The sequence below is a fragment of the Kribbella sp. NPDC059898 genome (assembly GCF_042730855.1).
Classification (GTDB): domain Bacteria; phylum Actinomycetota; class Actinomycetes; order Propionibacteriales; family Kribbellaceae; genus Kribbella.
In genome coordinates this window covers 103,931-120,565 of the sequence record NZ_JBHWKR010000001.1, presented here as the reverse complement: position 1 = coordinate 120,565, position 16,635 = coordinate 103,931, and the positions used below count along the sequence as shown (strand labels likewise).

Sequence of the window (16,635 nt, the reverse complement as noted above, 5' to 3'; positions counted from 1 at the left end):
GCAGGCTCAGTGGATCTCGGCCTTGTCCGGGAGCACGGTGTTGATCAGCATGCCGACGACGCTGATGATCAGCGCGCCCCACAGCGCCGGCCAGAACCCGGCCACGTGGAACTGGACGTCCAGCTTGCCGGTGATCCAGGACGTCAGCCAGAGCATCACGGCGTTGATCACGAACGTCAGCAGGCCGAGCGTGAGGATCAGGAACGGGAAGGACAGCACCTTCACGACCGGCTTCACGACGGCGTTCACGACGCCGAAGATCGCGGCCACGATCAGCAGCGTGACCACCCGGCGGCTGGTGGTCGCGCCCTCCAGGGTGATTCCGGACACCAGCCAGCTCGCCACCGCCAGCGCGACGGCGTTCGCCAGCAACCTGATGATCAAGTTCTTCATACCGTCGATCCTCCCACCCAGGCGGTAGCACCACGCTCCGTACACACCCTGGTCGAACCCTGGGTCTTGACAGCGAAAATGACCAAGTGATCTGATCATTTTCATGAAACGGCCCCTGGTTGCGGTTGTCGCGTTGTCCCTCACGGCAGCAGGCCTCGCTGTCCCCGCCGCGTCGGCGGCCCCGTCGACGTGCAGCGCCGTCCAGACGAACTGGACCGCGAAGACGACCCCGCACGCCGCACCCGAGGGGTTGCTGAACGCGTACAGCAACACCGGCAAGGGCTGGACCGGCGCGGACAGCACGTACTCCGTGCCGCTGGCCGGCGGGCGTACGGCGTGGATCTTCTCCGACACGTTCCTCGGCCCGGTCAACGCGGACGGCAGTCGTCCGAAGACCACGCCGTTCGTCAACAACTCGTTCGTGATCCAGCACGGCACCGACCTGAAGACGGTCACCGGCGGTACGGCGGACAACCCGACGGCGCTGGTGCCGCCGCCGTCCGACGGCTGGTACTGGGTCGGTGCCGCGCAGACGAGCCACGCCGGTCAGGACCTCGACGTGGTCGCCCTGCGGTTCCAGAAGACCGGCACTGGCCAGTGGGACTGGAAGTGGGCCAGCAACTACCTGGCGCGGTTCGACAGCAAGACGTTCAAGCTGAAGTCGCTGACGCCGCTCCCGTCCGCCGCGAACGTGCAGTGGTCCGGCTGGCTGCTCCGCGACCACGGCTACACGTACGTCTACGGAGTCGAGGACCTGGGCGCCTCGAAGTACCAGCACGTCGCCCGTGTCCGTGGTGACGACCTCACGGCCAAGCCCTGGGAGTACTGGACCGGGTCGGGCTGGTCTGCGGATGAGACGGCCTCTGCCCGGGTGCTGGAGGGTGTGGCCAACGAGCACAGCGTGACCCGTTGGGGTGACGGCTACCTGCTGGTCACGCACAACACCAAGGAGCTCTTCAGCAAGAGCGTCCTCGGGTACTTCTCCTGCTCACCGACCGGTCCGTGGGTGAAGCCGGTGGAGCTGTACCAGACCCCGGAGACCGGCGGGAACATCATCACGTACAACTCCCACGAGCACCCTGACCTGCGGCAAGGTACCTCGCTGCTAGTGAGCTACAACGTAAACAGCCTGGTCAGCGACGAGCTGTACGGCGACGTGAGCATCTACCGGCCGCGCTTCCTCTCGGTCACGCTGGCGGCGGCGCAGTGAGCGCGTCCGGCGGCGTCGTACGGCGCAGTCTGCTGGACGACCTGGCGACGTCGATGCTCACCCTGATCGCGGAGCGGAAGCTGGCGCCCGGCGATCAGTTCGAGGCCGTACGGTCGCTGGCCGAACGGTTCAAGGTCGCCGTACCGACCGTCCGGGAGGCACTGCGCCGGCTGGAGGCGACTGGGGCCGTGGAACTCCGGCACGGCTCCGGGGTGTACGTCGGCCCGAACGTCGGCCGGCTGGTCCTGGCGAACCCCCTCGCGCTGGAACCGAGCCCGGACCGGCTGGTGGAGCTGCTGCAGGCCCGTGCGCTGATCGAGCCGCCGGTCGCCGCGCTGGCCGCGAAGACCCGCGCCGAGGCTCCGCTCGAACAGATGGCCAAGGACCTGGACGCCGCGGCGGAGCTGATCGCCTCTGGGGACCACGCGCGGCTGGCCGAGGTGAACATGGACTTCCACCGCTCACTGGCGCTGGCGTCCGGGAACGCGACGCTGGCCGAGGTGGTCGAGTCCGTGACGGTCGTCAACGCCCGCGAACAGCTGGAGATCCTGCACATCCACGGTGACCGCCAGGCCGACCTGGACGAACACCGCGCGATCTACGACGCGATCCGGTCCGGCGACCCCGACCTGGCCGAACTGCTCACCCGCGAGCACCTGGACGGCGTACTGGCCGTCATCAACGAACGACTTCAGCATCCCTGAGCTGGAAGGACGCAACACATGCAACGCAACAACCGCAAGGCGCTGGCTGCTCTGGTGGTTGCCGGCACGCTCGCGCTGTCGGCCTGTGGCGGCGGCGCCAAGCCCGGCAAGGCCACCGAGGACAAGCCGGTCGACTCGCTGAAGTTCTACAACGACAAGGGCGGCTGGAAGGACGCGTTCACGCAGGTCGGCGCGGCCAGCAAGAAGGACATCGGCGTCGGCATGGAGCCGGTCGGGTACTCCGACTCGAACACGTACACGGCGTTCATCCGGTCCTCGTTCCGGACCAAGGAGAAGGCCGACCTGTTCACCTGGCACACCGGCAAGGAACTTCAGGATCTGGTGGACCAGAAGCTCGTTGCCGAGACCACCGACCAGTGGACCAAGGCGGTTGCTGACGGCAACGTCCCGGAGCAGCTCAAGCAGTACTTCACCTACGACAACAAGCAGTACTGCGTCCCGCTGAACGCCGGGTACTGGGTGATGTACTACAACAAGTCCGTCTTCAAGAAAGCCGGGATCACCGCGGCGCCGAAGACCTGGGCCGAGCTGCAGCAGGCGGCGGACAAGGTGAAGGCGATCGGCGTGAAGCCGTTCTACCAGACCAACATCCTGTTCTCGTTCGTCTGGTTCGAGACGCTGCTGGCCGGCAAGGACCCCGACCTGTACGACGCGCTCGCGGCCGGCAAGGCGAAGTACACCGACCCGGGTGTCGTCGACGTGATGAACGAGTGGAAGAAGATGATCGACGCCGGCGACTTCAGCGACCCGGGCGCGAAGACCGAGCCGCAGGCGCAGCTGAAGAACGGCGACGTCGCGATGATCAACTTCGGCACCTGGTTCAGCGGCAACCTGAACACGCTGAAGATGAAGGCCGGGACGGACTACGACTTCTTCGTGATCCCGAACGTGAACCCGTCGCTGCCGAAGACCTCGATGATCTTCGAGACCGGCCCGGTCTGCTCGGCCGCCGCCGGCGACCACGCGTCGACCGTCAAGAAGTGGACCGACTGGTGGCTCACCCCGAAGGCGCAGACCGACTGGGCGAACTCCCGCGGCGACCTGTCGTTCAACCCGAAGGCCGAGGTCAAGGACGCGGGCCTCGCTCAGCTGAACAAGGACGTCAACGGGTACCGCTTGATCAACAGGTGGTTCGAGGCGACGCCGGTGCCGGTGGCGAACAAGGCGCTCGAGGTGTTCGGCGCGTTCGTGACCAAGCCGGGTGACCCGATGCCGGGCCTGCAGAAGATCCAGGCCGAGGCGGACGCGTACTGGGCCAAGCAGAAGTGAAGGACCGTACCGGCGCGCGGGCAGCGCCGCTGTTCGGGCTGCCCGCGGTAGCTGTTGTCGCACTGCTGCTGTACGTGCCGTTCCTGTGGACGACGTACGTCAGCTTCACCTCGTACGACGGGCTCGCGTCACCGGTGTGGTCCGGGCTGGCCAACTACAAGGCGATGTTCAGCGACCCCGACCTGATCGGGGCGCTGGTCAACACGCTGCTGTGGGTGGTCGGCATGATCACGCTGCCGGTAGCGCTCGGCCTGCTGGTCGCCGTACTGACGTACGGGCACCGGTGGGGGACGTGGCTGCGGCTTCCGTTCCTGCTGCCGTACGCGATCTCCGGGGTGGCTGTTGGGGTCATCTGGGGATTCGTACTGCAGCCGGACGGCGCACTGGGGCAGGCACTCGGGTTCTTCGGGCTCCCGGGTGCCCACACCGGCTGGCTGCAGTCCGGCCCCGGCAACACGATCATGATGATCGTCGCCACCACCTGGCAGGCTGCCGGCGTCAACGCCCTGCTCTTCGTAGTAGGCCTCCAGTCGATCCCGTCCGAGCCCCTCGAAGCCGCACGCCTAGATGGAGCCGAGGGCTTCAGCTTGTTCCGCCACCATCTCTGGCCACAGCTCAGGGCCATCACCACAGTCGTCATCGGCCTCTCACTCGTCGGAAGCCTGAAAACCTTCGACGTCGTCTGGGTGATGACGCAAGGCGGCCCCGGTACGTCGAGCGAAACCCTGGCGCTCTCCATGTACAAGGAGACCTTCGTCCTGAACGACTACGGCCAAGGCGCAGCGATCGCCCTGTTCCTGAGCCTGGTCACCTTCGCGGCCTCGATCCTGTACCTGCGCTACCAGCTGGGAGACGCCCGTGAGCAAGGTTAAGACGGGAGTCCTGATCGTTCTCGGGCTGCTCTGGCTGGCACCTGTGTACTTGCTGGTGGTCAATGCCTCCAAGTCCGTCGACGGGTACGACGCCAAGACCGTGTGGAAGCCGGCCGGGTTCGACCTCTTCGCGAACTTCGGCGACGCGTGGAGCAAGGCGTCGCTCGGCGACACGTTGGTGTCGACAACGATGTACAGCGTGGTGGCGCCGGTGCTCGCGGTGCTGGTCGGGGCGGCCGCCGGGTACGCGATCGTCGTACTCAAGCTGAAGCGCGGGTTCCTGTGGTTCGTGTTCATCTTCGGCGGCACGATCTTCCCGCTGCAGATGATCCTGATGCCGCTGTTCTCCGGGTACGCGAACTCCGGGCTGTACGACACCCGGGTCGGGATGATCATCGTGTACACCGCGATCAGCGTGCCGTTCTCGGCGTTCGTGATGCGGAACTTCTTCACCGGGATCGCGCGCAGCGTGTTCGAGGCCGCGGTGGTCGACGGCGGCGGGCTGTTCCGGATCTTCCGCAGCATCTACCTGCCGATGGCGGGCTCGGCGCTGGCCGCGATCTTCATCCTGCAGGCGACGTTCGTCTGGAACGACCTGCTGCTCGGCCTCACGCTCAGCCAGTCCGACTCGGTCCGCCCGATCATGCCGGCCCTCACCGGCCTGCAGAGCACGTACGGCGGCGCCGCCCTCCCAACGGTCCTCGCCGGCGGCCTCCTCGTCTCCCTCCCCACCGTCATCCTGTTCCTCGCCGCCCAACGCTTCTTCTCCCGGGGCCTGGCCCTGGGGCAGTTCTGATGTTCCTCGGAGGAAATATGCGAATCGCCACGCCATCACAATCGCTCGCCGCCCGCCTGGGCGAGCGTGCGCAGCACGCGAACGGAGGATTGTGATGGCCCCGGGATCCGCCCCCGCTCCATCGGCCGGGGACGACGGTCCGCGCACGGTCGTCGTCACGGGCGGAGCAGCCGGCATCGGCCGAGCCGCCGCAGAGCGCTTCCTGACCGCCGGTGACCAAGTCATAGTGCTCGACCGCAACATCTCAGATCTGGGCGATCGGGTGGCTGGCGTTCAAGTAGATGTCTCGGACCGGGCCGCGTTGGCAGCAGCCGCATCCGAGATCGGCGACGTGGACGTGCTGGTTTGTGCTGCGGGCGTCCAACGCTACGGAACTGTTGTCGATACACCCCGGAATGTGTACGACGAAGTGATGGCGGTGAACGTCGGCGGGGTGTTCTTCGCCTGCCAGGCGTTTGTACCTCGGCTGCCCCGCGGCGGCAGTGTGGCCGTGGTCGCATCGGTTCAGGCGTACGCCGCACAGGCCGGCGTCGCGGCGTACTCGATGGGTAAAGGCGCCCTGCTCAGCCTCGTTCGCGCGATGGCGGTCGACCACGCCCCGGACGGTATCCGCGTGAACGCCGTCTGCCCGGGCTCCGTCGACACCCCGATGCTCCGTACCTCGGCCGCGCAGTTCGCCAACGGCCGGACCACGGACGAAGTGGTCGCGGAGTGGGGCCGCTCGCACCCGCTCGGCCGGGTCGCGAACCCGGAAGAAGTTGCCGAGGTCATCTACTTCCTGTCCTCGCCGGCCGCGTCGTTCGTGACCGGTGCGGACGTGAAGGTCGACGGCGGCCTGACCGCCGGACTGCCCGTCGTACTGCCGGAGGACGACAAGTGAAAATCGTCGACGTACGCGCCACCACGGTCACGATGCCGCTGGAGGCGCCGCTGCGACACAGCAACGGAGCGCACTGGGGACGCTTCGTACGGACTGTCGTGGAGGTCGAGGCCGACAACGGGCTGGTCGGCCTGGGCGAGATGGGCGGCGGCGGGCAGAGCGCCGAGGCCGCGGTCGCGGGGCTGAAGGAGTACCTGGTCGGCCACGACCCGGCCCGCACCGAGGCACTGCGCTGGATGCTCGCGAACCCGACCGCGAGCCTGTACAACAACCGCACTCAGTTGCTCGCGGCCATCGAATTCGCCTGCCTGGACCTGCAGGGCCGCGAGCTCGGCGTACCTGTGCACGCGCTGCTCGGCGGCAAGGTCCGGGACCGTGTGCCGTTCGCCAGCTACCTGTTCTTCCGGCACGCGAATCCGGACGGCACCGGCGAGATCCGTACCGCGGAACAGTTGGTCGCGCACGCCCGATCGCTGGTCGACGAGCACGGGTTCAGCGTGCACAAGCTGAAGGGCGGCGTCTTCCCGCCGGACTACGAGCGCGAGTGTTTCCGTGCGCTGGCCGAGGCGTTCCCGGAGCATCGGGTCCGGTTCGACCCGAACGGCGCGTTCAGCGTCGAGGAGGCGATCCGGTTCGCGCGCGGTATCGAGGACCTGGACAACGACTACCTCGAGGACCCGACCTGGGGCCTGAACGGGATGCGCCGGGTCCGCCAGAACACGCCGATCCCGCTCGCCACCAACACGGTGGTGGTGAACTTCGAGCAGCTCGCCGCGAACGTCCTCGACCCGGCCGTCGACGTGATCCTGCTGGACACGACGTTCTGGGGCGGCATCCGGCCGTGCATCAAGGCGGCCGGCGTCTGCGAGACGTTCCAGCTCGGTGTCGCGGTGCATTCGTCGGGCGAGCTCGGCATCCAGCTCGCCACGATGCTGCACCTCGGGGCCGTCGTACCGAACCTGTCGTTCGCCGCGGACGCCCACTACCACCACCTGCGCGACGACATCATTGCCGGCGGCAAGCTCCCGTACGTCGACGGCGCGATCGCGGTCCCGGACGCGCCGGGCCTCGGCGTCGAGCTGGACCGCGACAAGCTGGCCGAGTACGCCGAACTGTTCCGCGAGCTCGGCCCCTACCCGTACGACCGCGATCCGGCCCGCCCGGACTGGTACCCCCTGCTACCGAACACCGATTGGGCAGATCCGTCATGATTCCGCGCAGCGCCGACCTGGCGAGCGACGTCCTCACGCACACGTACGACGACATGTTCAACCCGCCCGGGCTGACGAACTTCCTCGGCACCGCCCAGGTCGACCACGACGTCGTCGCGATCCGCAGCGTGAACTTCCCGCCGTACTCGCACGGCGACACGATCACCGGCCAGCTGTACGTCGACGGCCGCCTGGCCCGCTCGTATGGCGGCACGGTCGAGGTCGTGTGGCGCCCCGACCAGGTAGTCCGCTCGACGACCGTCGCCGACCTGCAGATCCGCACCACCACCGCCTGCGCCCCAGGCAGACCAGCTGTGGTCGTACAACTTGAGATATCTGGGACTCCGGGGCGGTCGGTTCGGCTGGGGCTTTCGCTGGCAAGTACTGCGACCCGCTCCTCGTCCGGGTGGCTGCGTCCGGAGCCTCCGTCGGAGCCCAACACGTTGACGGTTGTCGACGATCGGGTCGTCGGCACCGGGGAGTCCGAATCGGCCGTGAGCATCCAGGGTGTCGACATTCCCAGCACTGTGGACAAGGGGGTGCTCGAGGCCACCGTTGTGTTGGACGAGACGGGGCAGGGGCGGCTGTCGTACGTGCATGTGCTGGCGGGGACGGTGGAGGAGGCTGCGGAGCACTTCGACGTGTGCGTGGCCGACGTACCGGCGGTCATCTCGGTCGCGGAGAGCGTGTGGGACGTGGCGATCGCGGACGCGTTCGACCCGTCCAGCGAAGGCTTCAGTGGTTCCCTGCCGGTGCTGGAGACGTCCAACGAGGCCCTGCGAAAGCTGTACTGGTGGGGTGTGCTCGGTGTGATCTGGTTCCGCCGCGACAACCCGGCGAGTGTTCTCGGGCGGACGTACGACACGTTGATGCCGCGGTACTGGCAGACCACGACGTTCATCTGGGACTACAGCCTGTCCTCGCTGACGCACGCCCTGCTCGACCCGGAGCCGATGCGCAAGCACATCGAGCACTGGACCGACCTGGACATCCACGAGCACTTCGGCACCGAGTGGCTGACCGGTGGACCGGTGGGGCAGTGGTACTCGGTCAACGACTTCGCCATGACGCGCCTGGTGCGCGACTACGTACGATTCACCGGCGACGACGCGTTCTTGGACGTTCCTGTCGGTCCGAAGGCCGTGGGGGAGCACGTGCACGACTGGGCGACCGCCTGGCGCGGGCTGCGCGGTGAGCACGCACTGGCGGACTACGGCGGCATCGACAACCTCCTGGAATGCGTGAGCAGCTACGTACACGAGGTGGCCAGCTTCAACGCAGCCAACGTCTGGTGCATGCGCGTGGCCGCTGAGATCGCGGACCGCTCGGGTGACACGGACCGTGCCGCTTTACTCCGCAAGGAGGCGTCTGCGCAGGCAGGGCACGTCAACGAGCTGTACGTCGAGGGCAAGGGCTTCTGGCACGCCCGCCAGCCCGACGGCACGCTGGTACCGGTACGGCACTGCTACGACTTCAACATCATCGGTACGACGATCCCGGACGACCTGTCCGAGTCGCAGTGCGCGGAGATGGTGACGTTCTTCCAGAACGAGCTGCAGACACCGACCTGGATGCGCGCGTTGTCGCCGTACGACGCCGACGCGGCGTTCAGCGTCCGCCCGGACCACCAGTGGAACGGCGCGTACCCGGCGTGGCCGGCCGACGCGGGGCGCGCACTGTTCGCGCTCGGGCGTGGCGACGTACTCCTCGACTGGCTACCAGGCCTCGCGAAGACCGCCAACCAGGGCCCGTGCGGCCAGGCCCACTTCGTCGAAGAGGCCCAGCCCGCAATGTCCGGCGGCGCCCAGAAGTCGCCGCCCCAGTTCCCGTACCTGATCGACTGGTCCTGCTCCTCCTCCGGCGCCTGGGTCAGCCTGGTCCTCGAAGGCATCTTCGGCCTCGAAGTAGCCCTGGACGGCACAGTCACCGCCAACCCCCAGCTCACCGACCTGGACCCCCAAGCCCGCCTGACCGGCCTCCGAGTCGGCACCCGCACGTACGACGTGACCGCGGACGGACTGGTCTGACAATCAGCCCGGCGGCATCGCGATGGCCTCGAGGAGGGACTCCTCGGCGCCGGCGAGGTGCCGCCGGAGCTCCTCGACGCACTCGTCGAGCTCACCACGCTCGAGCAGCCGGATCAGCTTGCGGTGCGACGCGACCTGCTGCCGCGCGTCCTGACGCAGCGCATCCACCCGCGCCAACGCCAACCGCGCCTCACCGGTCACCGAGTCCGCCGTAGCAATCAACCGCTCACTCCCCGTAAGCGCCACCAAGCTCCGATGGATCGCCAGATGCGTCTCCGTCAACGCCTCCGGATCAGCCCCGTCCTTGGCAGTCGCGGCGAACACCCGCATCGCCTCCCGCACCCGCTCCCGAGCCGCCTCGTCGGCGTCGAACCACGCCCGGATCCCCGCCGACTCCAGCACGAACCGCGCCCGGCAGATGTCCGCCACCGCCGCCGGGTGCAGGATCGCGACACTGACCCCCTTGTTCGGCTCCCGCACCGCGAGCCCCTCGGTGACCAGCATCGTCATCGCCTCCCGGATCGTGCTCCGGGCCACCCCCAACGCCTCCGCCAACGGCTGCTCCCGCAACGGCGTACCAGGCTCCAGATCCCCCGCGAACAACGCCGCCCGCAGCGCGTCCACCACCCGATCCACCGTGGTCGACCGGTCCACCCGCAGCCGTTCGTACATGAGAGGATTCTCGTCCAGACCAGGCCAGTTGTCGCGACCGCCCCGCCCGGCGGCCGCGGCCTGTGGATAACTCCCGACACGATGACCCGCTTTTCAGGCACCATCTTCCTCAAGTGGCCGCCCCTTCCGTGGACCGGCGCGGAAGTCCACTCGAGTCAGTGAGGAGCAAGCCGTGGATGGAGCCAAGAAGCTGCTGCCGCTGCTCGCGGCACCGTTTCTCCTGTGCTTTGCCCTTGCGCTCGCCATCGTGTTCCTGATGGGCTCGGTGATGAACATCAACGCCGACGCCGCGGCGTGCGCCATGTCTCCGGCGAACGGCGCCGACCAGGCCTCGTTCGCCTGGCCGACCGACAAGCACGAGATCTCCCAGGACTGGGCCGACCCCGACCCGGACACCGGCGACAGCCACTCCGGCATGGACTTCAAGGTCGACGAGGGCAGCAAGGTCTACGCGGTCGCCGACGGCACCATTACCTCCACCGCGAACAACGAGATCGTGCTCAAGCTCGGCGAAGGGGCCGAGGCGCATTACAAGTACCTCAAGGACGTCCTCGTCACCAACGGCAAGGCGGTCAAGAAGGGCGATCAGATCGCCACCTCCGGCTCCGGCGACGAGTCCCCGCCCGGACTGACCGGCGCGCACATCCACCTCGAGATCTGGATCGACGAGAACGGCGACGGCCACCCCAAGAACCATCACATCGAGTCGAAGGACAACCCGTTCGTCATTCAGGACTCCGGGGACGACAGCAAGAACACCTGCAGCTGCCCGGCCGGCAACCTCTCGGGCACGAACAACCAGCAGAAGGTCTTCAACTACCTGGTGCAGAACGGCTACACCAAGGAGCAGGCCGCCGGCATCCTCGGAAACATGGTCGCCGAGTCGTTCGTGGAGCCGATGATGAAGCAGGGTGACCATCCGCCGCAGACGACCAAACCGGCGGATGTCATCGACTTCGGTGGTGGCTGGGGGCTGGTGCAGTGGACACCTGCCCGCAAGATGATCGATCCGGCGCGCGCTGCCGGGGCCTCGGACGAGCAGATCTCCTCGCTCTCCTTCCAGCTGGACTTCCTGAAGAAGCAGCTCCTCGGCCAGGGACCGCTCCCGGAGAAGCCGGCAGGCGACGCGGTCCGGGCGGCCACGACCGTAGAGCAGGCGGCCCGTGTCTTTGCCAGCGACTTCGAGCGGTTCGGCGGGCACGAGGACCCGAACGCTTCCACGTACGCTGAGCGTGAGGGGAACGCCCGGCATATGTTGGCGCTCTGGGGAGGTGCGGCACCGACCACCGACCCGAAGAACGCCTCGGCGCCCGTGGACCCGTGCGGGGCCGGCAGCGGGAACATTGCCGAGGTCGCGAAGAACCTCGCCTGGCCGCAGGGGCCCAAGGCGCACTGGAGCGTCGATGCGAGCGCCGCCAAGCCGGAGTACGTGGCCGCGATGGCGAAGTACAACGACGGCCCCAACGGGCAGACTCCGTACAGCGACTGTGGCCGCTTCGTCGCCACCGTGCTGCACATGAGTGGCGCCGACCCGAAGTTCCCGAACGTGTCCACCGGTGTCCAGCGGCAGTACATGCTGGATCACCCGGAGATCTACGATCACTGGGAGTCGACGCCACCGGGCGGAGTGAAACCGGGTGATGTGCTGAACGGACCCGGCCACACGTACCTGTTCGTCGGCCCATGGGGCGACGGCGGCGGGTGGAACTCGGCGGCGGCGTCCCTCGGCGACCACGTCCCGACGGCGGACAACCTGTACAACGTCGGCCCGAGCGGTTTCTGGGTGTTCCGGGTCAAGGGTGGGACCACGCCGACGACAACGCCGGCGAAATGAGCAAGGACGGGATGAGCAATGCGTGACGAGAACCGCGGACTGCTGAGGTTCGGTGCCGTCGTCGTGGTGGTGGTCCTCGTGGTGGTCGGTGGCGTCCTGCTGTTCCGCGGCGGTTCGGACACGAAGCTCACCGTCGTCTCGATCCCGAACGACCTGACGCTGCGGCTGGACGGGCACGAGATCCCGGCCAACGGCGAGGTCAACGTCAAGTCCGGCAAGCACACGCTGGAAGGCTCACGCCCAGGGTTCCAGAGCTACACCGGGACGCTCGACATCTCCGGCAAGGCGCTCAGCTACAAGATGTACCTGTACGCCAACAGCGCCGAGGGTCGCGCGTGGACACAGCAGAACCCGACGCAGGAGCTGGAGTTGGAGCGCGCGGCCGGCCAGCACTTCGACGAAATGAACGCCCGCCTGCGCGCCAAATACCCGGTGATGGCCTACCTCCCGTATGTCGGCGACGGCTTCGAAGCCACTCAGGCTCCGTCCAAGTCCGACCCGAAGAACCCCGAGGCGATCTCGCTGGCCATCGAGGTCTTCGGCCCTCAAGGCAGAACCAAGGCCATGCAGTGGATCGAAGGTTACGGCTGGGACCCCGCCACCCTCGACATCATCTGGACCACCGGCAAGTAACCGCCATCCTCGCGCGGCCTACCGGAGCACCCCCGCACCGCACCGCCGCACCGCACCGCCGCACCGCACCGCCGCACCGCACCGCCGCACCGCACCGCACCGCCGCACCGCACCGCCGCACCCCTCGCGCCGCCGCCCCCCTCGCGCCGCCGCGCCGCCGCGCCGGACCGCCGCACGCGTGGGCCCGCACGTTTTGCTCCGCGGTGAGCCGCCGAGTCGGGCGGCAGGGTAGGTGCTCCACCGCCTTCGGAACGTCACCGTCGGCGGGAGCGCGTCGACAACACGGTGACGTTCCGCTTCGGGTTCGTCCCCCACCCGGCGAACAGGTGAGGGACGGCCCTTCGCATCAGCCCGGACGCTCCAGCGGACCTCCAGTTGTCCGCCCGCCTGCGCAGGTCCCGTGACCGGCTACGGGTCAGGCGGGGAGGTGGAGTTCTCCGCCTGGGGTGGTGATGGAGGTGAGGGGGAAGTCCAGGGGGTTGGTGAGGCAGCGGGCTGAGCCGCCGCCCTTGTGGAACTCGGAGAGGTCGAGGACGACCACCCGGAGGCCGAGGGTGGTGAGGATGTCGCGCAGGCGCGGGGAGCAGGCCGGCATGATGATCGTCTCGCCGACCACGATCGAGTTCGCGGAGAACGCGAACGCCTCCTCGTCGGTGAGGACGATCGGGTCCGGGACGATCCCGGACAGTTCGCCCTGGCTCGCGGTGTCGAAGGCCGGCGGGTAGACCATCGCGTGCGTGCTGTCCACCGGGCAGAACGGCAGGTCGAGGTGGTACATCCCCTCGTGCGCGATCCGCAGGCCGCGGACCCGGATGTTCCACCCGGTCGCCAGGTGCTTGAGCGCCTCCGCGTCGGTCCGCGGCCCGTACCCCACCACCAGGCTGTCGCCGTACACGAACGCGTCACCGGACTCGAAGTGCGGCCCGACGCCCTCGCCGCCGACCCGGTCCAGCCGGAACCCGTGCCCGGTGAACCATGCGGCGGCGCTCAGCGACTCTGCGCGGCGCGGCTCGAACCGCATGTGCGAGAGCATCGCGCGCCCGTCCGCGGCGGCCAGCCCGAGGTTCATCGCGTACACCATGTCGGGCGAGTCGGCGCGCTGCTCGAGTACCTCGACCTCGCCGCCGGCGTCCAGGATCGCCTGCCGCAGCGCGTCCCACTGCTTCAGCGTCAGCGCCGGGTCGGGCTGGTCCTGCGTCGACATGTACGGGTTGATCACATAGTCGATCCGGAAGTGGTCCGGCCGGACCATCAGATAGCGACGACCCCACTCCAGCGGCTGTCCCACGAGTACCTCCCTGACCGTTGAGATCCCAGTGCAGGATCCCCTGATTGTCCGACAATCAGTCAGTTTGAGGCTCGCCGTTCGTGGAGTCAAACGGTCCCCTCGGGGAGGCTGGTTCCGGTGTGCGGTAAGGACTAACCTGCGGTCATGACCCCTGACAATGAGGTTCGCTTCCGCGCCTGTCTGGACGACGTACCGGCTTACAAGCCGGGCCGTCCGCCGGAGCGCACCGACGGCCGGCCGACGTACAAGTTGTCCAGCAACGAGAACCCGTACCCGCCGCTGCCCGGCGTGCTCGCCGCCGCCACCGAGGCTGCCGCGCAGATGAACCGCTACCCGGACATGGGCGCGGTCGACCTGCTCGAGGCGCTGTCGAAGCGATTCGGCGTACCGGTGAGCGACCTCGCGGTCGGTACCGGGTCGGTCGCGCTGCTGTACCACCTGCTGCAGGCGACGGTCGCGGACGGTGACGAGGTCGTCTACGCCTGGCGCTCGTTCGAGGCGTACCCGATCGCGGTGCAGCTGACCGGCGCGACGTCGGTCCAGGTGCCGCTGACCCCCGACGCGCGGCACGACTTCAAGGCGATGGAGGCGGCGATCACCGACCGTACGAAGGTCGTGCTGGTCTGTACGCCGAACAACCCGACCGGCCCGGTGGTACGCCGCGACGAGCTGATCGCGTTCCTCGACGCCGTACCGTCCGACGTGCTGGTCGTGGTGGACGAGGCGTACCGCGAGTTCGTCCGGGAGACCGATGTCGTGGACGGGGTCGAGCTGTACCGCGACCGGCCGAACGTGCTGGTACTGCGGACCTTCTCCAAGGCGTACGGGCTGGCCGGCTTCCGCGTCGGGTACGCGATCGGGCACCCGTCCGTGGTCGCCGCGATCCGCAAGTGCGCGCTCCCGTTCGGCGTCAGCTACGTCGCACAGGCGGCCGCGATCGCCTCCCTCGCCGTCGAGGACGAACTCCTCGAACGCGTCGACGCCCTGATCGAGGAACGCCAACGCGTCGTCGCCGAACTCCAGGCCGCCGGCTGGACCGTCCCCGAGTCCGAGACGAACTTCGTCTGGCTCGAACTCGGCGAAGACACCGTCAAGTTCGCCGAAGCCGTCCAAGCCGAAGGCGTCTCGGTCCGCCCCTTCCCCGGCGACGGCGTCCGAGTAACCATCGGCGAACCCGAAGCCAACAACCTCTTCCTCACCGTAGCCCGCACCTGGCCCCAGCAAGACCGGAAGGCCCTCTGACCCACGCGTACTACGCACCCGCTAGCTTCGACGCTGCGCTCCTCAGGCGCGGCTGCTTCGCGCGCGCTCCTACCCACCCGTGCGTTGCGGGCGTGCGCCCGCGTGGGGCCGGCTGGCGCCGGCGTGTTGCGAGCTGCCGCTCGCGAGTGACGGCTTGGCGCGGGCCTGTGGGTGAGCTGGGAGCCGGGTGACCGGGCGCGTGTGGTTCAGCCCGCGTGCCGCGCAGCCGCTCGAGGCATCTGGTCCCTCATGGCCCAAGGTCCCCAACGGCTACAGTCCAGACCTCGTAAGCTCAGACCTCGCGCTCGGTGGACCGCCCCTTGTCCTGCTGATGCGCGTGCTTCACAGCTTCCGGCGTACTCGCGGGCTTCTGGGCGGCACCGGAGGCTGACGCAACACCGTTGAACGCGGCCTGCGCACTCTTCCCCTGCTGCAGGCTCGGGTGACTGCCGCGCTCGTCGGCCGGCACCAGACCGTTGAGCTTCTGAGCGAACCCCCGGAGGTCGTTCTGGGGCGCCATCTTGTCGATGAGCTCGGGCAGCGTGTTCGGCTCCTTGCCGGTGCGGGAGATCATCTCCCGCATCGCGGCCACCGTACGCTCCGGGTTCTCGTCCGCGATCTCGTTGAGGAAGTTGGACAGCTTCTGGACCGGCATAGCGTGCGGTCCTGTGGTCGGCGGGTGGAAGTCCTTTACGTTCTCGGTCACGAGCACTGTCGACGTCGAGTGCACGGCGGCTGCGAGGACATGCTTGTCCTTGGAGTCGGCCTGCATCTGCGGCTCGAGGTGCTGGTACCCGGAGACCATCGCCCGCGGAAACGCCCGGTTCATGGTGTCCAGCCGCCGCTGGATCTTGGTCTCCGGGACACCTTCCGGCCGGTTGCGGCGTACCTCGTCGAGGACTTCGGCGGACCAGCGCGGTGCGAACGTCTGGTAGTCGGCCAGGGTCAGCAGTACGTCGGTCTGCAGTTGCCCACGGAGGACGTTCGCGTCGAGGAAGGCTTGGCGTCGCGGTTCGGGCATCGGTCAGCCCTCGCGGTCGTTCGGCGTGTCGTCCTCGTCGTAGTCCGACTCGTTCAGCAGCTCGTCCAGAGCCCGCCGCCGCTGCGCGCGGAGCCGCTCGTCCAGCGCGAGTACGTCGGTCAGCCGGACCCAGTCGACGTAATCCGAACTCCGGAACGGCAGCGCCCCTTCGGCCGCGTAGGCGCGGAGGTCTTCCGCGCTCATCCCGATAGCGGCGGCCGCCTCGTCGATCGGCAGTTCGTGCCGGAGCGCGATCACCTGTACGGCGAATCCCTGTCGCATCGCCGCCTCGACGAATCGCATCGCCTCGAACACCTTCGGCGGAATCTGGTGCCGCGCACCGCCGGGCGCCACCAGCGCCGGGCCGTCGGCTACCAGTGCCCGGTCGCTCTCTTCGACCAGGAACACCTCGGACTGACTCGGCAGAACGTCCATGGCGGCAGCCTAGTCCGCGAACGGTCACGCACAGGCACAAAAGGAGCGGCGCCGGGAGGAGTGAGGCTTGCTCCCGGCGCCGCGGTGGTGCTCCGAATCAGTCAACCCACCGAGGTGGCTGGTTCGG

Annotated in this window: 16 protein-coding genes; 11 read left to right on the top strand and 5 right to left on the bottom strand. The window is 68.0% G+C overall.

All coding sequences use genetic code 11. The features are described 5' to 3' along the window. Positions 1-6 precede the first annotated feature (6 nt). Positions 7-393 (bottom strand): phage holin family protein, encoded by a 387-nt coding sequence (locus ACFV9C_RS00530; protein WP_380189472.1) that lies wholly within the window; start codon positions 391-393, stop codon positions 7-9. Positions 394-496: 103 nt separating this feature from the next. Here ACFV9C_RS00530 and ACFV9C_RS00525 point away from each other — a divergent pair, with 103 nt between their 5' ends. The 8 genes from ACFV9C_RS00525 to ACFV9C_RS00490 all read left to right on the top strand — a co-directional run bounded on the left by ACFV9C_RS00525 (position 497) and on the right by ACFV9C_RS00490 (position 9,383). Then, positions 497-1,603 (top strand): DUF4185 domain-containing protein, encoded by a 1,107-nt coding sequence (locus ACFV9C_RS00525; protein WP_380189470.1) that lies wholly within the window; start codon positions 497-499, stop codon positions 1,601-1,603. Then, the gene (locus ACFV9C_RS00520) at positions 1,600-2,307 is read left to right on the top strand and encodes a FadR/GntR family transcriptional regulator (RefSeq protein ID WP_380189468.1); all 708 of its coding nucleotides are present in this window, start codon (positions 1,600-1,602) and stop codon (positions 2,305-2,307) included. The genes ACFV9C_RS00525 and ACFV9C_RS00520 overlap by 4 nt, the downstream gene beginning before the upstream one ends. An 18-nt stretch (positions 2,308-2,325) precedes the next feature. After that, positions 2,326-3,597, top strand: a complete 1,272-nt coding sequence (locus ACFV9C_RS00515) for an ABC transporter substrate-binding protein (RefSeq protein ID WP_380189466.1) — start codon at positions 2,326-2,328, stop codon at positions 3,595-3,597. Continuing rightward, positions 3,594-4,469, top strand: coding sequence for a carbohydrate ABC transporter permease (locus tag ACFV9C_RS00510; protein ID WP_380189464.1), 876 nt, complete (start codon positions 3,594-3,596; stop codon positions 4,467-4,469). Before ACFV9C_RS00515 ends, ACFV9C_RS00510 begins: the two co-directional genes overlap by 4 nt. After that, positions 4,456-5,265, top strand: coding sequence for a carbohydrate ABC transporter permease (locus tag ACFV9C_RS00505; protein ID WP_380189462.1), 810 nt, complete (start codon positions 4,456-4,458; stop codon positions 5,263-5,265). Before ACFV9C_RS00510 ends, ACFV9C_RS00505 begins: the two co-directional genes overlap by 14 nt. A 94-nt stretch (positions 5,266-5,359) precedes the next feature. Beyond that, the gene (locus ACFV9C_RS00500) at positions 5,360-6,145 is read left to right on the top strand and encodes an SDR family NAD(P)-dependent oxidoreductase (protein WP_380189460.1); all 786 of its coding nucleotides are present in this window, start codon (positions 5,360-5,362) and stop codon (positions 6,143-6,145) included. Beyond that, positions 6,142-7,356, top strand: a complete 1,215-nt coding sequence (locus ACFV9C_RS00495; protein ID WP_380189458.1) for an enolase C-terminal domain-like protein — start codon at positions 6,142-6,144, stop codon at positions 7,354-7,356. The genes ACFV9C_RS00500 and ACFV9C_RS00495 overlap by 4 nt, the downstream gene beginning before the upstream one ends. Further along, positions 7,353-9,383, top strand: coding sequence for a hypothetical protein (locus tag ACFV9C_RS00490; protein WP_380189456.1), 2,031 nt, complete (start codon positions 7,353-7,355; stop codon positions 9,381-9,383). Before ACFV9C_RS00495 ends, ACFV9C_RS00490 begins: the two co-directional genes overlap by 4 nt. A 3-nt stretch (positions 9,384-9,386) precedes the next feature. Here ACFV9C_RS00490 and ACFV9C_RS00485 read toward each other — a convergent pair whose 3' ends face one another. Next, positions 9,387-10,055, bottom strand: a complete 669-nt coding sequence (locus ACFV9C_RS00485; RefSeq protein WP_380189454.1) for a GntR family transcriptional regulator — start codon at positions 10,053-10,055, stop codon at positions 9,387-9,389. 172 nt (positions 10,056-10,227) lie between these two features. Here ACFV9C_RS00485 and ACFV9C_RS00480 point away from each other — a divergent pair, with 172 nt between their 5' ends. Both ACFV9C_RS00480 and ACFV9C_RS00475 read left to right on the top strand, forming a co-directional pair. Further along, the gene (locus ACFV9C_RS00480) at positions 10,228-11,889 is read left to right on the top strand and encodes a phage tail tip lysozyme (RefSeq protein ID WP_380189452.1); all 1,662 of its coding nucleotides are present in this window, start codon (positions 10,228-10,230) and stop codon (positions 11,887-11,889) included. A gap of 18 nt (positions 11,890-11,907) precedes the next feature. Further along, the gene (locus ACFV9C_RS00475) at positions 11,908-12,522 is read left to right on the top strand and encodes an S-layer protein (RefSeq protein WP_380189450.1); all 615 of its coding nucleotides are present in this window, start codon (positions 11,908-11,910) and stop codon (positions 12,520-12,522) included. 415 nt (positions 12,523-12,937) lie between these two features. On the opposite strand, the gene ACFV9C_RS00470 is transcribed toward ACFV9C_RS00475, so the two are convergent. Further along, positions 12,938-13,810 carry a dimethylarginine dimethylaminohydrolase family protein gene (locus tag ACFV9C_RS00470; RefSeq protein WP_380189448.1) on the bottom strand — a complete coding sequence of 291 codons (873 nt, stop codon included), beginning with the start codon at positions 13,808-13,810 and terminating at the stop codon, positions 12,938-12,940. Positions 13,811-13,954: 144 nt separating this feature from the next. Here ACFV9C_RS00470 and hisC point away from each other — a divergent pair, with 144 nt between their 5' ends. Continuing rightward, positions 13,955-15,052 carry a histidinol-phosphate transaminase gene (hisC, locus tag ACFV9C_RS00465; RefSeq protein ID WP_380189446.1) on the top strand — a complete coding sequence of 366 codons (1,098 nt, stop codon included), beginning with the start codon at positions 13,955-13,957 and terminating at the stop codon, positions 15,050-15,052. A 292-nt stretch (positions 15,053-15,344) separates the two neighbouring features. Here hisC and ACFV9C_RS00460 read toward each other — a convergent pair whose 3' ends face one another. Beyond that, on the bottom strand, positions 15,345-16,073 hold the full coding sequence (locus ACFV9C_RS00460; RefSeq protein ID WP_380189444.1) for a hypothetical protein: 729 nt from the start codon (positions 16,071-16,073) through the stop codon (positions 15,345-15,347). Between the two features lie 3 nt (positions 16,074-16,076). Further along, positions 16,077-16,508 (bottom strand): hypothetical protein, encoded by a 432-nt coding sequence (locus tag ACFV9C_RS00455; protein ID WP_380189442.1) that lies wholly within the window; start codon positions 16,506-16,508, stop codon positions 16,077-16,079. Positions 16,509-16,635 lie beyond the last annotated feature (127 nt).

Excerpts from the sequence above, each read along its gene's own strand:
- ACFV9C_RS00530 (WP_380189472.1), bottom strand. The coding sequence starts at position 393 with ATGAAGAACTTGATCATCAGGTTGCTGGCGAACGCCGTCGCGCTGGCG.
- hisC (WP_380189446.1), top strand. The coding sequence starts at position 13,955 with ATGACCCCTGACAATGAGGTTCGCTTCCGCGCCTGTCTGGACGACGTA.
- ACFV9C_RS00485 (WP_380189454.1), bottom strand. The coding sequence starts at position 10,055 with ATGTACGAACGGCTGCGGGTGGACCGGTCGACCACGGTGGATCGGGTG.
- ACFV9C_RS00460 (WP_380189444.1), bottom strand. The coding sequence starts at position 16,073 with ATGCCCGAACCGCGACGCCAAGCCTTCCTCGACGCGAACGTCCTCCGT.
- ACFV9C_RS00490 (WP_380189456.1), top strand. The coding sequence starts at position 7,353 with ATGATTCCGCGCAGCGCCGACCTGGCGAGCGACGTCCTCACGCACACG.
- ACFV9C_RS00475 (WP_380189450.1), top strand. The coding sequence starts at position 11,908 with ATGCGTGACGAGAACCGCGGACTGCTGAGGTTCGGTGCCGTCGTCGTG.
- ACFV9C_RS00455 (WP_380189442.1), bottom strand. The coding sequence starts at position 16,508 with ATGGACGTTCTGCCGAGTCAGTCCGAGGTGTTCCTGGTCGAAGAGAGC.
- ACFV9C_RS00525 (WP_380189470.1), top strand. The coding sequence starts at position 497 with ATGAAACGGCCCCTGGTTGCGGTTGTCGCGTTGTCCCTCACGGCAGCA.
- ACFV9C_RS00500 (WP_380189460.1), top strand. The coding sequence starts at position 5,360 with ATGGCCCCGGGATCCGCCCCCGCTCCATCGGCCGGGGACGACGGTCCG.
- ACFV9C_RS00515 (WP_380189466.1), top strand. The coding sequence starts at position 2,326 with ATGCAACGCAACAACCGCAAGGCGCTGGCTGCTCTGGTGGTTGCCGGC.